14 protein-coding genes are annotated in these 17,237 nt (G+C 44.7%); 4 read left to right on the forward strand and 10 right to left on the reverse strand.

Annotated features, from left to right (window positions below; genetic code table 11):
* The first annotated feature begins 117 nt into the window (after window positions 1-117).
* The gene (gene tig / locus ACHUET_RS12215; protein ID WP_371532991.1) at window positions 118-1,461 is read left to right on the forward strand and encodes a trigger factor; all 1,344 of its coding nucleotides are present in this window, start codon (window positions 118-120) and stop codon (window positions 1,459-1,461) included.
* Between the two features lie 206 nt (window positions 1,462-1,667).
* Here the strand turns inward: tig and ACHUET_RS12220 are convergent, their stop codons facing one another.
* From ACHUET_RS12220 to ACHUET_RS12250, 7 genes are all read right to left on the reverse strand, one after another.
* Window positions 1,668-2,405 (reverse strand): HupE/UreJ family protein, encoded by a 738-nt coding sequence (locus ACHUET_RS12220; RefSeq protein ID WP_394213151.1) that lies wholly within the window; start codon window positions 2,403-2,405, stop codon window positions 1,668-1,670.
* Window positions 2,406-2,454: 49 nt separating this feature from the next.
* Window positions 2,455-3,144 carry an urease accessory protein UreG gene (gene ureG, locus ACHUET_RS12225; protein ID WP_394213153.1) on the reverse strand — a complete coding sequence of 230 codons (690 nt, stop codon included), beginning with the start codon at window positions 3,142-3,144 and terminating at the stop codon, window positions 2,455-2,457.
* Between the two features lie 57 nt (window positions 3,145-3,201).
* Window positions 3,202-3,996, reverse strand: a complete 795-nt coding sequence (locus ACHUET_RS12230) for an urease accessory protein UreF (protein WP_394213155.1) — start codon at window positions 3,994-3,996, stop codon at window positions 3,202-3,204.
* A complete protein-coding gene (gene ureE, locus ACHUET_RS12235; RefSeq protein WP_394213156.1) occupies window positions 3,986-4,618 on the reverse strand; it encodes an urease accessory protein UreE in 633 nt (210 codons plus the stop codon). The genes ACHUET_RS12230 and ureE overlap by 11 nt, the downstream gene beginning before the upstream one ends.
* Window positions 4,619-4,780: 162 nt before the next feature.
* Window positions 4,781-6,970 carry an urease subunit alpha gene (ureC, locus tag ACHUET_RS12240; protein ID WP_394213158.1) on the reverse strand — a complete coding sequence of 730 codons (2,190 nt, stop codon included), beginning with the start codon at window positions 6,968-6,970 and terminating at the stop codon, window positions 4,781-4,783.
* A 58-nt stretch (window positions 6,971-7,028) separates the two neighbouring features.
* Window positions 7,029-7,331 (reverse strand): urease subunit gamma, encoded by a 303-nt coding sequence (ureA, locus tag ACHUET_RS12245; RefSeq protein WP_394213160.1) that lies wholly within the window; start codon window positions 7,329-7,331, stop codon window positions 7,029-7,031.
* A gap of 78 nt (window positions 7,332-7,409) precedes the next feature.
* Window positions 7,410-8,435 (reverse strand): urease accessory protein UreD, encoded by a 1,026-nt coding sequence (locus ACHUET_RS12250; RefSeq protein WP_394213162.1) that lies wholly within the window; start codon window positions 8,433-8,435, stop codon window positions 7,410-7,412.
* An 816-nt stretch (window positions 8,436-9,251) separates the two neighbouring features.
* On the opposite strand from ACHUET_RS12250, the gene clpP reads away from it, so the two are divergent.
* From clpP to ACHUET_RS12265, 3 genes are all read left to right on the forward strand, one after another.
* The gene (gene clpP, locus ACHUET_RS12255; RefSeq protein WP_269117322.1) at window positions 9,252-9,878 is read left to right on the forward strand and encodes an ATP-dependent Clp endopeptidase proteolytic subunit ClpP; all 627 of its coding nucleotides are present in this window, start codon (window positions 9,252-9,254) and stop codon (window positions 9,876-9,878) included.
* 194 nt (window positions 9,879-10,072) lie between these two features.
* On the forward strand, window positions 10,073-11,347 hold the full coding sequence (gene clpX / locus ACHUET_RS12260) for an ATP-dependent protease ATP-binding subunit ClpX (protein ID WP_394213163.1): 1,275 nt from the start codon (window positions 10,073-10,075) through the stop codon (window positions 11,345-11,347).
* Between the two features lie 342 nt (window positions 11,348-11,689).
* The gene (locus ACHUET_RS12265) at window positions 11,690-12,706 is read left to right on the forward strand and encodes an SDR family NAD(P)-dependent oxidoreductase (protein WP_394213165.1); all 1,017 of its coding nucleotides are present in this window, start codon (window positions 11,690-11,692) and stop codon (window positions 12,704-12,706) included.
* Window positions 12,707-12,850: 144 nt separating this feature from the next.
* Here the strand turns inward: ACHUET_RS12265 and ACHUET_RS12270 are convergent, their stop codons facing one another.
* From ACHUET_RS12270 to argS, 3 genes are all read right to left on the reverse strand, one after another.
* Complete coding sequence (locus tag ACHUET_RS12270) at window positions 12,851-13,945, reverse strand: PTS sugar transporter subunit IIC (protein WP_394213167.1); 1,095 nt, start codon at window positions 13,943-13,945, stop codon at window positions 12,851-12,853.
* A gap of 138 nt (window positions 13,946-14,083) precedes the next feature.
* Window positions 14,084-14,896 (reverse strand): SPOR domain-containing protein, encoded by an 813-nt coding sequence (locus ACHUET_RS12275; protein WP_394213169.1) that lies wholly within the window; start codon window positions 14,894-14,896, stop codon window positions 14,084-14,086.
* Window positions 14,897-14,983: 87 nt separating this feature from the next.
* Window positions 14,984-16,813, reverse strand: coding sequence for an arginine--tRNA ligase (gene argS, locus ACHUET_RS12280; protein ID WP_394213170.1), 1,830 nt, complete (start codon window positions 16,811-16,813; stop codon window positions 14,984-14,986).
* Window positions 16,814-17,237: the final 424 nt, after the last annotated feature.

The following is a 17,237-nucleotide window of genomic DNA, read 5'->3' on the forward strand; positions in this document are numbered from 1 at the left end:
TATTCCAACGGCAGCCGTCGTACATGCCCGTAATTTGAGGCACGGTTTGTCTATTACTATTTAACCCTAAGTACTACTCAATCAAACGTACTATTTAATCTTAAAGGTGTAATTAACATGGCTACAGATTTACAAGTCACAACCAACAAGCTATCTAATAAAGAAACTCAGCTAACGGTTAAAGTTCCTGTTGAAAAAATTCAAAACAAAGTTGAAGGCCGTATTCGTCAAGTGGCGAAAACTGCCAAGATTGACGGTTTCCGTAAAGGTAACGTCCCTATGTCACACATCCGCTCTCAGTACGGTGCTGGCATTCAACAAGAAGTTATCAACGATGTGATCCGTGATACGGTTTTTGAAGCGATCAAATCTGAAGACATCCGCGCTGTTGGCATGCCTAACATCGACGACGTAAAACTTGAAGACGATTTCTTGGTATATCAAGCCACTGTTGAAATCTTCCCAGAAGTAGACGTACAAGGTATCGACGAGATCGAAGTTGAGCGTCACACTGCACAAGTGAGTGAAGAAGACGTTGACACCATGATCGAAAACCTACAAAAGCAACGTGAAGAATTCGTTGAGAAAAAAGGCATGGCGGCGAAAGACAACCAAGTGACTTTTGATTTTGAAGGCTCTATCGACGGCGAAAAATTTGAAGGCGGCTCTGCTGAAGACTTCAAATTGGTTATCGGTAGCAACCAGATGATTCCAGGTTTCGAAGCGGGTATCAAAGGCATGAAAGCTGGCGAAGAAAAAGTCATCGACGTCACTTTCCCAGAAGATTACCAAGCTGAGAACTTAGCTGGTAAAGAAGCTCAGTTCAAAATCAACGTAAAATTGGTTGAAAAATCTAAGCTACCTGAAATCAACGAAGAGTTCCTTGAGCTATTCGGAGTAAAAGAAGGCGGCGTTGAGAAGTTGAAAGAAGACGTACGCAAAAACATGGAACGCGAAATCAAAAACGCTGCGCGTAGCCAAGTTAAGCAAGCGACTTTTGATGCATTGCTAGAAAAGAACGAGTTTGACGTACCAAACGCAATGCTAGAGCAAGAAATCGAGCGTCAACGCAATATGATGATGCAACGTTTTTCTCAGCAGTTCGGCGCGAATGCTGATAGCTTCGATAAAGACATGCTGCCAAATGAGCTATTTGAAGAGCAAGCGCTACGTGCTGCCCGTCTTGGCATCATCGTTGCCCGTGTTATCGACACTAAAGGCTTAGAAGTAGATCAAGAGCGTGTTGAAACCTTTATCAAAGAAGCCGCTGAAAACTACGAAGATCCAAGCGAGGTCATCGAGTACTACACCAATGACAAGCAGCAGCGCGCTAACATTGAGTCTGTTGTACTAGAAGACCAAGTGGTTGACTACTTGATCAGCCAAGGCAAAGTGACTGACAAAGAAGTCAGCTACCAAGACTTGCTAGCGGCGCAGCAACAACAGCAGCAAGGCATGTAATTTAGACTGAGCGCTGTGTGGTGTTAAACCATAACACTTAGGCCGCACTCTTGTTCTAAGCGCCAAAAAATACGGCTCCGATCATCGATCGGGGCCGTATTTTTTATGGAAGCTTGATAGCTTTTTGCCTAACCAATTGCTAGCATGGTCGTTACTCAAAGCCTATCAACTAAGATTATCGCCAAAGCCATGCTATAAAGAGCTCACTAGACGAGAGCAGGAACAAACACTGCACCCAGTCCAAGTACGACGAGCCCGCGCTGTAACCATAAGTTATCACCTAGGCGCTGCTGTAGCTGCTGGCTGACCAACGTACCAATGGCATATAGCGCCAGCATCGTCACTAGCATCCCTGCATAAAATCCTAGCTGACCACTCACGCCAGCATTTGCTGGTACTTCCAGCGCATGTGCCAACCCATGAAAGACTGCTAAACCACCAAAACCAAACAATGATAGCTGCTGAATACTTGGCGTGTGCGTTGGTTGAGTACGCGCTGAAAATGCTTCTTGTCGACTCTTATCACTCATCAAAATCAGTGCCAATACGACCACCGATAATGATATAACGACTTCAATTAATCCAGATGATGCAGCAAACCCAACACCGCCAATCAGCACACCAATAGTGCCCAATATTGCACCTAACGATAACCCTGCCGTCAATGACATCATACCTAAGCGCTGCTTTTGTAGACCATAAAACAACATGCCCATACCGACTGCCAAAAACAGATGATCAAGACCAGTCACTGGATGCATCAGTCCTGCTTGCAATGTGCCCAAAAATGACGGCGCTTGCATAGTAGCCGAGTGAATATGTCCTGAGTGTGCTTGTGCCAATGATGGTAGCATTAGCGATGTCATCATCACAGCCGAACCAGACACGATATGACGAGCTGAGAGCGCTGGTGAAAAGTGAGAGTTTTTTAAAGTCTTTATCATGCGATTTTTCCTTATTATTACTATTCTAATTGTCGGTGTGGGCGACTAGCTAAGCCAGCATGCCATGTTCTTTAATAAAGGCGATAATCTCATTTAGCCCATCACCCGTTTTCATATTGCTAAATACAAAGGGCTTGTCGCCACGCATTTTTTTGGCATCGCGTTCCATCACTTCAAGCGAAGCACCAACCATTGGTGCAAGGTCGGTCTTATTGATAATCAACAAATCAGACTTGGTGATACCAGGGCCACCTTTACGAGGTATCTTATCGCCTGCAGAGACATCAATGACGTACAAAGTCAAATCAGACAACTCTGGGCTAAATGTCGCGGCTAGATTGTCGCCACCTGACTCAATGATAATCAACTCTAAACCTTCAAAAGTTGCTTGCAACTCAGCAATCGCAGTCAGATTAATAGAAGCATCTTCGCGGATAGCCGTATGCGGACAGCCGCCTGTCTCTACGCCGCGGATACGCTCAGCAGGCATGGCATCATTGCGGGTTAAAAACTCTGAATCTTCTTTGGTATAGATGTCATTGGTCACCACCGCCATATTGACCGTATCACGCAGGTTTTGGCATAGTCTTAAGGTTAAGGCCGTCTTACCACTACCAACTGGACCACCAATACCAAGGCGTAAACACGATAAGGCAGAAGACGGTTTCTGGCTATTACTATCAGTCTGTACGTCTGATTCAGCGTGAGAATTTTTTGATTTGAGCGGAGTTAGAGACATATTGATTTCCTAAAACAATTTGTATATTAATAAGTATAAATAGAAATAAAGGTAAAATTATGAGCGGAACAACCGGCTGTATTGCTCCTCATGCATACTCGAAAGAATAGCCAAATTGGGTAAGTTGTTAGAGATGCTAAGACGCTCGTAAAGGTCTTGGCACAACGTCTGACAGCCCTGCTCTTTATTCACATTTAAAGCGTCAGTAGCGGCTGATGACATGATTAAATCATTAAAGGCTTGCTGTACATCATCGCTTAGAGCATCGACCTGCGCACCCAAATCGCTTTGCAATTGCCATAAAATACGCTGACCTGCCATTTGCCCTAGCGGTACAGTCTTAACAGCAGCGAGCACCATATTTTCTAATTGAGCAAATCCATAGGTAGTCATCGACTGCGCTAATGGTAGCTGCCAATGCTGAGCAATGTGAGCGAATAGCGGTAAGTAACCGTCATTAGGTATCTCAGAAGGTATACCAAGACTCAGGACTTCGTTGAGCCAAGACACCATCGCCTGTGCTAGCTGCTGCGACTCCAGTACAAACTCTTTACTCTCTAGGCCGGCATGATAGTCGTGTGCTAGATTTGCCGCTAGCGCTTCATGACCTTGGCTAAGCGCGCACATTATTAGTCCTAATACGGGCAGCTCGTAGCCAACCACTGCAAACGCTAGATAGTCCTGCATAAATGTAAGGGTACTGGCTTCATCAGAGACAACCCCTGACTCAATCGCTGACTCTACGCCTTGCGAATAGGTATAGCTACCAATCGGCAAATTGCTCGATGCCAGCATCAACAGCTGCCCAAGTTGGGCAGATTGAGTAGGCTGAGCACTGGTATTAACCATCATTCGAACGACCTACAAGCGCATCATGATGACTATGGCTATGTTGATGTCCGTGACTGTGGCTATGGTCATGACTCTCCTTATGACTATGAGAATCACTATGCGAATGTGCATGGGAGTGAGAGTGGCCATGCGAATGCCCTTGGCCCGTTTGATAAGCGCCCGTCTCAGGCTCAAATGGCACTGAGGTAGACTCGATATGTAAACCAAGATTTTCTAACATTTGTGCAAGTACATGATCGTTTTCAAAATACAGCGCATAGCCTGCCTCACCCTGAGCAAAACTGTGGTCAAACATCAATGGCACATGACGATTGCCCAAATGATAAGCGCCTTTCATTAGTAGAAAATCATCGTCAGCAGTCACCTTAGTCACCGCTTGCGGCTTGGCGATGACTTGCATCAACTCATCAGCTGCATTGATAAGCACGTCATCTCCTTTTAAGACGCCCGTACGCGGCAGGTCAATACCGACCGCCTCACCTGAAACAGTGATGGCTCTAAAGCGAGAATGCTGACGAGTATCAAAGTCTAATAGCAGGTAATCGTCGGCTTGATACTGTTCTGCCAATTGCGCTTTTTGGGTATCGCTAAGCGTACTTAGACGGGTATTAAATATTTTCATTATTATTCTCTGTCTGTTGCTGCTCAAACTATTGGTCAATAGTATTGATGGTAAAAGTATTGGGAATAAAGATACGATATCATTCAAGAAACCAACTAACCATTGGCATACATGGTTTATGGCTCACTGTCCTAGAGAACCTATAAACGTGCATCATAAGCTCTAAAATAAGAAGTAACGCTGTGCCATGGGTAGTACATCGGCTGGCTCACAGGTGAGTGTTTTACCATCAGCGCGTACTTCATAGGTCTCAGGATTGATGTCCATATCTGGGCAGTAGCTATTAAAGCGCATATCGCTTTTACGAATTTTACGAATACCGTGTACTGGCTGAATGACTTTGGTCAACCCAAGCTGGTTATCTACTTGCTTATCGATAGCTGCTTGCGACATAAAGGTAATGCTGGTTTGGGCAACCGATTTTGGATAAGACGCGAACATAGGACGATAATGCACAGGCTGAGGAGTAGGAATAGAGGCATTAATATCGCCCATCGGTACCGCAGCGATGAGTCCACCTTTGATAATGCACTCAGGTTTTACCCCAAAAAATTTGGGCGACCATAGCACCATATCTGCCCATTTACCCACTTCGATTGAGCCGACCATATCGCTAATACCGTGAGTAATCGCAGGGTTTATTGTATATTTTGCGATATAGCGCTTGATACGGAAGTTGTCGTTGTCCGCGCTTTGGTCATAGTCTGTCAAAGTAATGTACTGTTGCTCATCTTCAATGATGGCCGTTGCATCTGGCGCTAGATGGCCACGTTGAACTTTCATTTTGTGCGCGGTTTGCCAAGTACGAATGACCACCTCACCCACTCGCCCCATCGCTTGTGAGTCACTACTCATCATCGAGATAGCACCCAAATCATGCAAGATGTCTTCTGCGGCGATGGTTTCTTGACGAATACGGCTTTCAGCAAAGGCCACATCTTCAGCAATAGCAGGACTCAGATGATGACAAACCATCAGCATATCGAGATGCTCATCAATAGTATTGACGGTGTATGGGCGCGTGGGGTTAGTCGAGGATGGCAATACGTGAGACTCGCCAATAGCCTTTAGAATATCGGGTGCATGACCACCGCCCGCGCCTTCCGTATGGAAAGTATGAATACAGCGGTTTTTAAATGCGCCTAGTGTGCTCTCAAGATAGCCACTTTCATTCAAAGTATCGGTATGAATAGCGACTTGCACATCATAGTCGTCAGCGACGCTCAAGCAGTTATCAATAGCTTGCGGCGTTGTACCCCAATCTTCATGTAACTTTAGCCCCACGGCACCTGCTTCGATTTGCTCAGCAATCGGTTCCGGTACACTTACGTTACCTTTACCCAGTAGTCCAATATTCATAGGAATACTATCAGTAGACTTTAGCATTGAGGCAATATGATAAGCCCCTGGTGTACAGGTGGTGGCGAGCGTACCTTGAGCTGGCCCTGTACCGCCGCCCAGCATCGTAGTTACCCCTGACATCAGCGCTGTCTCACATTGCTGCGGCGCAATAAAGTGAATATGACTATCGACGCCACCTGCGGTGAGAATCTTGCCTTCACCAGAAATAATTTCAGTCGCGCCACCAATAGGAATGTCGATGGCAGGCTGAATATCAGGATTACCCGCTTTACCGATAGCGCTAATACGACCGTCCTTGATACCGATATCGGCTTTGTAGATACCCGTGTAGTCAACGACCAATGCATTGGTAATAACTGTATCGGCAACTTCCGCGCCTAGTAACTGTCCTTGTCCCATGCCATCACGGATGACTTTACCACCGCCAAATTTAACTTCTTCACCTTTGATTTCAATAGGCTTGCTGCTACTTTCATCATTTTGTAACGTATTCGCTTGGTCAACAGCAGTATCTTTATGGCTGGTTAAATCCGCCTCAACTTGTAGCCAAAGCTCAGTATCGGCAAGACGGACTTTGTCACCTGTGGTAGGGCCAAAGTGCTCAGCATAAATACGACGACTGACTCGCTTCTGCGAAGTAGCGGTTACCTTTTTATCAGTAGTGCTCTCCGATATTTTGCCTGAATGAACTTCGCCCATGACGCGTCCCGCAAAACCATATACATCTTGCTTACCAGCGTATGCCACCAATTCTACTTCCCGCGATTGACCAGGCTCAAAACGTACGGCGGTTCCAGAGATAATATTGAGACGAAACCCCCGAGTTTGCTCTCTGTCAAACCTCAAGGCATCATTGACTTCATAAAAGTGATAATGCGAGCCGATTTGGATAGGTCTATCACCAGTATTACTGACACTGATGGTCTGTACCTGTCGCCCTTGGTTTAAGATAATATCGCCATCTTGGATATGGTATTCGCCTGCTTGCATGGGAGCCGCCTTATTATAATGTCATTATTCCAGTGATAGGTTTCAGTGATAAATAGGGCTATACGATGGGATTATGTACCGTGACCAGTTTGGTGCCATCAGAAAAGGTCGCCTCGATTTGCACTTCATCTACCATCTCTGCGACACCTTCCATAACATCATCAGCAGACAAATACGTAGCACCTTCACTCATCAGCTCGGCGACTCGCTTACCATCTCTAGCGCCTTCCATCAGCAGCATACTGATATAGGCAATAGCTTCTGGATAATTGAGCTTAACACCGCGATTCTTGCGGCGCTCAGCGACCATACCCGCAGTAAATAGCATGAGTTTGTCTTTTTCTGTTGGGGTCAGATGCATGGTAAATCCTTATTTTATTTATTATGAAACTGATAACAGACCAGCAGGTTGTGTCGCTTAGTTATTAAAAACCGTAACCTAGGTGTCCCAAATACGCGGACGACAAGGCTCAAGCTGCCACCAATGATGTCGCAAGACTTCTCTTATCTGATAAAACGCTTCAAAACAACCGCGTACATCTGAACCAATATAGCGGATATTAACGGCCTGACCGTTATGCGTGCAGTAGACAGGCAATTGTGCCTGAGCAATGGCTTGACGTAAGGCCAAGATGGTACTGTCTAAATAACGAGTTAATGCCTGTTTGGTCGTGGCTAATGCCGTCTCAGTTGATTGCATGGTTTGAGATGCAGACAATGCGCGATTGTTATGTACGTCGCTCAAACTTGGCACGGCCCAAAACGATCCATAAATATGCTGATCTGCTAATCCTAAGTTTGATGTAAACCAGCGACTACCGGCAGACTGATCTACACGTTCAGCAACGATAGCCTTACCTTCTCGGTAAATACTTAAGCCAGTATGGTAACGCCCTTGTAAAAACTGCTCGTCATAAGCTTGCCGCCCAAATACGCTAATCTCCCATGTCAGCAAGCTAGAGGAATCAGCCAAATCGAAGCGACTCACTGCATGCATATTGGCTTCGTTATAGATAATACTCTCTTGTGGCAGCCATTCTAAGCGAGCATGTGCCGCAAGCGTGGCTTGCAGATATTGGCTTGCATAGGCAGCCATCTCGTCTTGGCTCATACTTTGGTGCGTGTCGTTGTCGCTCAACCTAGCTTTATGTCTTTGGCTAACACTGTCTTTACCATACCACTTGCCAGCCCCAGGTGTGGTGATAACAGCATGGCTGCCACTGTCTAAATGCAACTCTATCGTCAGCGTGTCACCGCCTGCAATACCTGCTGGCGGATATAACATCAATATATGACAAATGCCTTGCTGTACACGTGGTTCAGGATATAGGGCACGCTGTACCATAAGCGCGCCTGTGTGCTTACGATGAGATAGCCGCGTCTTAGCGGTAGCCTCCGTACTTTTGCCAGTATCTGTGCGCTTAACAGTGTCAAAACTCAATGTTAAAGAAGAAGCCCAACTCATTTTATATACTCATTTGCTCATTTTTCTCATTAAACACAATCTAGTAATCTGATTCCTGACCAAAAAGTCAGCTAATCTCACTGTCTATACAATCATTATGCCAACTCATATGCTCACGATCTTGCACAAAGTAAGCTTATACACCCAACATAATGATTTTGCTTTGGTTTTGACTGTATATTTTTTCTTACTAACACGATAAAGCTGATTTGTTTATTTTTTAATCAGCCTTTTATTACTGATAATTCATAGATAAGTGGTTATTTGCACCAAAATATGGCATTTTTTAATAATATGCACCATTTTTTAGCATTTGAACTTGGACAGTCAACACAACCGTTCACGCTGCCCTTTCTACTGATAAGAATAATTATGAGTAAAGTGCGCTTAAGGATTATTTTGATAACCCACTATTTGCACAATTGAGTAGTAAGATAGGTAGATTGCAAGGCGGTTAATCAGGTATTCTATGTTAAAAAGTATGGTGAGACACCGCTCCATGATATATAACAGGATAAGCTTCTATAGAATGCACCTAATTTGCGGATATTTGAGTCAGTATCTATCTTTTGTATTTCTTTTTAGATATGTAAAAAGCACAAACAGATAGGATGCTCACTTTTTCACCTATTTTATGCACAAACGGGTTTTATAGGCTTGAATAGTGAGCGTAGCCCCCCTATAAACTACCCATTAGCTCAAAACCTACTAGACAATAAAATTACTCAAGCTATTTTTACTTTATACCTTTATCGATAGGACTCTTCTATGACAGATTATGAACGCATCACTGCTAACCCACATTTTGATATGCTGATGAGTGCGCACAAAGAAGTACAAACCACACAAGCGGCATTAGTACCAATGGTCGTTGAGCAGTCTTCACGTGGTGAACGCTCGTTTGATATTTTCTCACGCCTATTGCGTGAGCGCGTTATCTTTTTGACAGGTCAAGTCGAAGACCATATGGCCAACCTGATCGTCGCGCAGTTGCTATTCTTAGAAGCTGAAAACCCAGATAAAGACATTCATTTGTATATCAATTCACCAGGCGGCTCAGTAAGCGCAGGTTTGGCAATCTTTGATACCATGAATTTCATCAAGCCAGAAGTATCAACCATCTGTATGGGCGGTGCTTATAGCATGGGCTCGTTCTTGTTGGCAGCTGGTCAAAAAGGCAAACGCTACTCACTCGCCAATGCTCGTGTGATGATTCACCAGCCATCAGGCGGCGCGCAAGGTCAAGCAACAGATATCGAGATCAATGCCCGTGAAATTCTAAAAACTCGCGCACGCTTGAACCAGATTTTGTCTGAGCGTACTGGTCAGCCACTCGAAAAAATTGAAAAAGACGTCGAGCGCGATTTTTGGTTAGATGCACAAGAAGCCAAAGAATATGGTTTGGTTGACGAAGTATTAGAGCGCCGCCCTGATTCTTTATAATCAAAGCATAAGCGCTATGCCTCTCAATTGAGAGTGTCATCATAAGAATAGTTATAGTCTATTTGCAGTACAGAAAAGCAATCTATTTGTCATGGCTGACTTATCGAATAATAAAAGAGATAAGCATTTAACCGATAAAGTGATTGATATGCCACAAATAGACTAACCAGTTTTAAACTTTAGGAGCGCCTTTTATGGCAGAAGATAATACCCCGCATTGCTCGTTTTGCGGTAAAGCCAAAAGCGATGTCCAGCAGCTGATCGCCGCTGACGATGCCAACATCTGTAATGAATGTATCGAGTTATGTACTGATCTAATCGCAGATAGCGCAGAATATAGCGATGATGACAGCGAAATAGATACTTCTTGGGTCAATAAAAAACTCCCAACGCCAAAAGAGCTACGTGCTAAGCTTGATGAGTACGTCATCGGTCAGGACGCTGCCAAAAAAGCCTTGTCTGTCGCCGTCTATAACCATTACAAACGTCTAAAGGTTAGCCAAACACTCGCTAATGACAGCAAAAAATCTAAAATCGGCGCTGATGATGCGATGGTAGAGTTGGCAAAAAGTAACATTTTGCTAATCGGTCCGACTGGTTCTGGTAAGACATTGCTAGCACAAACGTTGGCTCGCCTACTTGACGTGCCGTTTGCAATGGCTGATGCCACCACTTTGACCGAAGCAGGTTATGTCGGTGAAGACGTCGAAAACATCGTACAAAAGCTACTACAAGCGTCTGATTATGATGTGGCCAAAGCTGAGCAAGGTATCATCTATATTGATGAAATCGACAAAATCAGTAAAAAAGGCGACAACCCATCGATTACCCGTGATGTATCGGGCGAAGGCGTGCAGCAAGCGCTGCTAAAACTTATCGAAGGTACGGTTGCTGCGATTCCACCGCATGGTGGTCGTAAGCATCCACAGCAAGAGCTGATCCAAGTCGATACCAGCAACATCCTAATTATCGTCGGTGGCGCGTTTGCTGGACTGGATAAAGTCATTCAGCAACGTACTGAAAAAGGCGGTATCGGTTTTAACGCGGATGTCAGCTCAAAAGACGACAGCCGTCGTAGCTCAGACTTGCTACAAGAAGTCGAGCCAGAAGATTTGATCAAATTTGGTTTGATTCCTGAGCTGATCGGTCGTCTACCTGTACTTGCGGCGCTAAAAGAGCTTGATGAAGAGGCACTGGTACAAATCCTGACCGAACCTAAGAACGCCCTGGTCAAACAGTACAAGTATTTGTTCGATATGGAAGGTGCTGAGATTACCTTCACGCAAGAAGCACTTGATGCCATTGCCAAAAAAGCCATGGAGCGTAAAACTGGCGCGCGCGGTCTACGTTCTATCGTAGAAAACGCTTTGCTTGAGACCATGTATGAGCTACCTTCTATGGAAAATGCCAAGACCGTTATGGTTGATGCAGAAGTCATCAACGAAGGTAAAATTCCTAAAATTGCTTAATGCATAATGAGACTTAGATGGCTCATGATTAGTAATGAGTTATTCGAAAAAGCGTCTGGCTTTATAAGCCATGGCGCTTTTTTTATGTCTATTGATTTCCTAAATTATTTATCAAAAATTTGATTAACTTTTATATTGCAAGAGCACTTAACAGCATAGAGCTCGAGAGACAATTGACGCTCCTCATCACAAAATGACAGCAGCGTTTATCAATCGCAAGTAGACCTCATGATTAATCATGCTAATGTAGATAGTATATTGCGACCTTTATTCTACTGCTATGTTCCAACGTCTATGGTACCTATGAATACCCACTCTTAATAATACAAAGGATTGTTTATTATGCTTAACAATATAACCACGATGGCGTCCTCATTACGTCAGTATCTGCCCTTTTATACACCCAGCGATCAAGATAATGATATTGCACCTTATTACCAAAACCATGTCGCCGCTATCACTGGCGCAGGTTCTGGTATGGGACGCGAGCTTGCGCTTCACTTAGCGAAAATGGGCTGTCATCTGGCGCTATCAGATATTAATGCAGAGCAACTGGCACGAACCAAAGAGATGCTGGTTGGTTATGATGTTAAGGTCACCTTGACTGTACTTGATGTCTCAGACAATCAAGCCATGCAAGCATGGGCCGATAGCGTGATGAGCGACCATGGCAAAGTCAATTTCATCTTTAACAATGCAGGCGTGGCCTTCTCTTCGACGATAGAAGGCGCTAGTATTGAAGAGCTTGAATGGGTGATGGATATCAATTTTTGGGGCGTGGTTTATGGCACCAAAGCGTTTTTGCCATTGATCAAAAATAGTGTCAAACAAAGCGAAGTGACGAGTGATAGTCAAGGCGATCAACCCCGCCAGTTTAAAGAACACGGTCATGTTATTAATATATCCAGCCTGTTTGGTTTGACCGCTCAGCCCTCATACTCTGCTTACAATGCCAGTAAGTTTGCGGTACGCGGCTTCACAGAGAGCTTGCGTCAAGAGCTTAACATTCAGAAATGCGGTGTATCAGCGACCTGCATCCATCCAGGCGGCATCAAAACCAATATTGCCAATAGCGCACGTGGTAATGATAGTACCAGTACAGTCGGTATGCCTACTGGTGATAAAGCCATTAGAAGCTTCAATAAACTGTTGAAATTCGATGCCAGCGAAGCGGCTTGGATTATTTTACATGCCGCTGCGACCAATCAGCAGCGTTGCTTAATTGGGAATGATGCAAAAATGGTTGATGCCATTCAGCGGGTATTCCCATCACATTATAGTGAGGTAATAAACGACATCACTCAGTTATCGCGCAAACTAAAACCGCGTCGTCATAAAAAATCAAAGTCAGCTACATAACTGATTACTATAATAAATATTTTGTAGTATCAGCCAGAACAAATGATTCATGTAAAAAAGCCCAGCTATGAGCGTAGCTGGGCTTTTTTTACAAATAATATTGATAAGGCCGTTAATAGTTCTTTTAAAATTGAAATCGAGCTATTAAGGCAGCTTCATATCACCAGCAACTAGCCAGCCCATGCGGCGCATAATGTAAGCGACCAAACCTGCAATCACTGCAGGCAATACAAACATCAGAAGGATAATCGCTGTCCATAATTGAGTCGTACTCATGATTTCTTGTGATGCTTCAATGACACCGAACACACCAACCAAACCAGCGGTTCCCATACCAGCCCCTGTCGCTGTACAAGCCAAACCAAACCCGACAGTCGCGATAGGGCCAACGATCGCGCTCGCAATAACGGCAGGTAGTAGAACTAATGGCTTTTTTAGCACATTAGGGATTTGCAGCATGCTGGTTCCCAGTCCTTGAGATATCACGCCACTAAATCCATTATCTTTAAAACTGGCCACGGCAAAACCAATCATATGCGCCGCACAGCCAACAACTGCGGCCCCGCCCGCCAAACCACCAAGGCCAATCGCAATACAAATAGCAGCGCTCGATGTTGGTAGCGTCAATAAGATACCAACGACAACTGCAATCACGATACCCATCAGCAATGGCTGTAGCTCAGTCGCCGCGTGAATCCCTTGCCCAATCGCATTAACTGCCGCAACCACAGGCGGATTAAGCAGCGCACAGACCAATAGCGCGATACCACACACTGCTAAGGGCACTAATAAAATATCGAGCTTAGTCTTGCCTGCGATCCACGTACCAGCGCGATAAGCGAATACAGACGTCAGATAAGCACCAATTGGATTGCCTGGCAGTGCTACAAAAGTCGCAGGGCCCCCCTCTTGTGGCGTAAATAACGTCCCTGCCATCAATGCTTCAGAATGCGCACCCAACATACCTGCTACAAGGCAGCTAAGCATCACGAGTGTTGGCGCTTTTAAATAATAAGCGATACCTACTCCAATACCAGCACCCATCAATATTGAAGCAAGCTTACCGACCGCGACCAATGCTGGCAAATCTAACCAGCCACCGATTTGCGAGATAATCAAGCCAGCAATTAGTGTGACAAATAGCCCTAAAGCCATACCAGTAAAAGCATCGATAAAGTATTTTTGAAAGAATGCTTTGATAACGCCTGCTTGCGGTGTTACTGAGTTAGATACGGTCATAGCCATACTCTTAATAAACGTTTGATAGGATAAAACAATTAGAAAGCTTTTGATAAAATAAAGAGATAAAAAAAGCGTCATGACGACGCTTTCTTTTTTATTTATACATACAGCTACTCAAGACAATTGAATCTAAATCTAGCGACGCTGTTCAACGATAATAGAGTCAATACCATTGTTCTGTAAGCGCTGCTGTGCTGTTGTCACTGCCTGACGGTTATTTAACGGACGCGAGATTACCTGATAGATAGGTAGGCCATTGCCTGTCGTGTTTTTGACTACTCTGGCATCAACACCAGCCATCAGCACTTGCGCTCGGCGACGATCTGCTTCATCTGCATCACTAAAGCTATTGATCTGCAAAATATAGGTCGCAGCAGGTTTGGCGGCTTGAATACTTGCCGTACCTGCTCCTGCATTGTTATTGCGGGTCGTAGAATTGCTGGTATTAGCCGGTGGCGTGCCATCATAGGTTGCGTCCTCTTCAACAACAACGATATCGTCGCCCGCAGCAGTATTACTACCGCCACTGGTCTCGCCTGTAGGACTTTCCGCATCACCAAAGCTACCAGCATTATCTATACCATTAGCTGCCGTACCATCCGGCTGGGTCACGACAACATCCGGCTCAAACGCGCCAATATCTCCTATCTGATCGTTATCAATCTCAGCGATATCTTCATCAGGAATGGTTGCCATCTCTTGATTGGGCAAAATATCGTAGAATTCATAATCGCCATTATCGGTATCAGTATCTACGCGCGGCTGCACCTGCCGATCAGGATCGTTCTCGGCGCTACCATCAGCGGGACTAAAGTTAAATAATGGTGAAAGGTAGATAAATACCCCGATCATAAGGGTCAATACGGCCCCAACAAACATCCACAATAAGCCCGATACGCTACTTGATTTGCGCTTTTCTGTTGCGCCTTTCGGTTTTTTGGCTAGCATGGATCTCGTTCTCCCTACTGAATTTAACGGTCATCATCGAATTAATGCTATTGGCTGTCTATACTCATTCTACAGATGAGAAAATGACTACATAGCAGAAGGTGCAGACAAGCCAAGCAGACCAAGGCCGTTCGCCAATACCTGTCTAACGGCTTTTGACAAACGCAAACGTGCTTGCATCAATGCTATCTCATCCGAGCTTGGTGTTTCACCTGACGTGAGACTCACAGGCAAAATGCGATTGGTGTCATACCAGCCGTGGAACAATGCAGCAAGCTCTTTTAAGTAGTTAGTCAAGACATGTGGCTCGTAACCAGTCGCTGCACGAAGTAACGTCGCTGGATAACCTGCTAATAGTTTAATCAACTCGTCTTCATTTGGCGCATCTAGCAAATCTTGATGTGCCAAACCAACAGCATCATCTGCTGCCAAATCATAAGTTGCCAGTTTTTCTAATACACGGCAAACTCGCGCATGCGCATACTGAATATAATACACTTGATTGTCTTTGCTTTGTGATTTGGCAAGCTCTAAGTCAAAGTCAATGTGCACTTCAGGCTTACGGGCGACGTAGTAAAAACGCGCCGCATCATTGCCGACTTCTGCGCGCAAGTCACGCAAAGTTACAAACTGGCCTGAGCGTGAAGACATCTGTACTTTTTCACTGCCGCGCCATAATGCCACAAATTGTACGAGCACGACATCAAGACGTTCAGCATCAATACCCAACGCGAGCAGCGCCGCTTTTACGCGTGGGACATAACCGTGGTGGTCTGCGCCCCATACGTTAATCACTTTATCAAAACCGCGATCGAACTTGTTTTTGTGATAGGCAATGTCCGAGGCAAAATACGTCGACTGACCATTAGCACGGCGTACAACACGGTCTTTTTCATCACCAAAATCGGTCGATTTGAACCAGATATTACCGTCTTTTTCGTACAAGTAACCTTTGTCATCGAGTATTTGTAGGACAGGCTCAATCTCGCTATCAATCGATCTTTCACTGAACCAGCACTCGTAGCTCACACCAAAGTCATTCAAATCGTCTTTGATATCCGCCAAAATACTGCTCAACGCCGCATTCAAAAATAGCGCGTAGCTATCACCAAGCAAGGCTTTGCTATTCGCAATCAAGCCATCAATATGTGCTTCTTTATCACCTGAGATGACGGTTTTTTCGCCATCAGCATTGATCTCAAATTGAGCATCTTCTGGCGCATCCTTGGCAACCTGTGCAAACTCGTGTACATAACTGTCGCTATGTTGCGTTTTTAGGGTCTGCGCGATATCACTGACATAATCGCCTTGGTAGCCGTTGACTGGGAATGTGATTTGCTCACCATTTAGCTCTAGATAACGCAAATAGGTACTGGTTGCTAAGATATCCATTTGGCGACCCGCGTCATTGACATAGTACTCGCGAGTGACGTCATAACCAATGGCTTCTAGCAAGTTTGATACGCTCATACCAAACGCCGCACCGCGCCCGTGACCGACATGCAGACTTGAGGTCGGATTGGCAGAGACAAACTCGACTTGTACCTTTTGACCATCAAACTGATGACTCAGACCAAAACGATCTTGTAAGGTAAAGATATCGTCTAATACCGAAAACTTGGCTTCTGAGTTTAAAAATACGTTAATAAACCCAGGACCGGCGATTTCTACTTGGCGAATGTCTTGATTCTCAGGCAGCGCGCTGACGATTTTTTCAGCGAGTTGACGCGGATTGGCTTTGGCCGCTTTGGCAGCCGTCAGTGCGATATTGCTGGCAAAATCACCGTGGCTAAGGTCTTTAGTACGCGTGATTTGACTGTTATTCTGCCAGTCGCTTGGTAGCGTACCATCTGCTTGTAGGGTTTGAATGGCATCATTAAATAGGGATGCAAGCGTATCAATTTGGGCTTGTGACATAGGGATTTGAACTCAATTAAATAAACAACAAAAACGGTGCGAATGCGAGCAGTCGATAACTGCTTATTATAATGTCGACCGACATTGCAGGGATAAAATAATGCAAAAAGATAAGTAATCTGTAAATATAACAATCTTTGCGCTTTATTGCACCATTTGCGCCAAAATTAGCACTAAAATCTTACCGTTATGACAGCTAAGATTGATAATTGGAACTAATATAGATTTTGTTCGCTCGTTTGCTGATGCTTAGTAAAATAAATCTGGTACAAATAATATCGCATTGATAAGCGAATGACTTTGTCAATTGTAGCGTTCCTGTTGCCCGATACTGAGCAGTCGTTTATACGCAACTGCTTACACGTTATAATGATGGTTTATATTGCGATTCTATGACGCTTTTACACCATAGAAGACGCGCTAT

Origin of the sequence: Psychrobacter piscatorii (assembly GCF_043641605.1) — a bacterium.
GTDB classification, from domain to species: domain Bacteria; phylum Pseudomonadota; class Gammaproteobacteria; order Pseudomonadales; family Moraxellaceae; genus Psychrobacter; species Psychrobacter piscatorii_C.

What these genes read in the sequence shown, in the direction of transcription:
- tig (WP_371532991.1), top strand. Translation starts at nt 118, where the DNA reads ATGGCTACAGATTTACAAGTCACAACCAACAAGCTATCTAATAAAGAA.
- ACHUET_RS12220 (WP_394213151.1), bottom strand. Translation starts at nt 2,405, where the DNA reads ATGATAAAGACTTTAAAAAACTCTCACTTTTCACCAGCGCTCTCAGCT.
- ureG (WP_394213153.1), bottom strand. Translation starts at nt 3,144, where the DNA reads ATGTCTCTAACTCCGCTCAAATCAAAAAATTCTCACGCTGAATCAGAC.
- ACHUET_RS12230 (WP_394213155.1), bottom strand. Translation starts at nt 3,996, where the DNA reads ATGATGGTTAATACCAGTGCTCAGCCTACTCAATCTGCCCAACTTGGG.
- ureE (WP_394213156.1), bottom strand. Translation starts at nt 4,618, where the DNA reads ATGAAAATATTTAATACCCGTCTAAGTACGCTTAGCGATACCCAAAAA.
- ureC (WP_394213158.1), bottom strand. Translation starts at nt 6,970, where the DNA reads ATGCAAGCAGGCGAATACCATATCCAAGATGGCGATATTATCTTAAAC.
- ureA (WP_394213160.1), bottom strand. Translation starts at nt 7,331, where the DNA reads ATGCATCTGACCCCAACAGAAAAAGACAAACTCATGCTATTTACTGCG.
- ACHUET_RS12250 (WP_394213162.1), bottom strand. Translation starts at nt 8,435, where the DNA reads ATGAGTTGGGCTTCTTCTTTAACATTGAGTTTTGACACTGTTAAGCGC.
- clpP (WP_269117322.1), top strand. Translation starts at nt 9,252, where the DNA reads ATGAGTGCGCACAAAGAAGTACAAACCACACAAGCGGCATTAGTACCA.
- clpX (WP_394213163.1), top strand. Translation starts at nt 10,073, where the DNA reads ATGGCAGAAGATAATACCCCGCATTGCTCGTTTTGCGGTAAAGCCAAA.
- ACHUET_RS12265 (WP_394213165.1), top strand. Translation starts at nt 11,690, where the DNA reads ATGCTTAACAATATAACCACGATGGCGTCCTCATTACGTCAGTATCTG.
- ACHUET_RS12270 (WP_394213167.1), bottom strand. Translation starts at nt 13,945, where the DNA reads ATGACCGTATCTAACTCAGTAACACCGCAAGCAGGCGTTATCAAAGCA.
- ACHUET_RS12275 (WP_394213169.1), bottom strand. Translation starts at nt 14,896, where the DNA reads ATGCTAGCCAAAAAACCGAAAGGCGCAACAGAAAAGCGCAAATCAAGT.
- argS (WP_394213170.1), bottom strand. Translation starts at nt 16,813, where the DNA reads ATGTCACAAGCCCAAATTGATACGCTTGCATCCCTATTTAATGATGCC.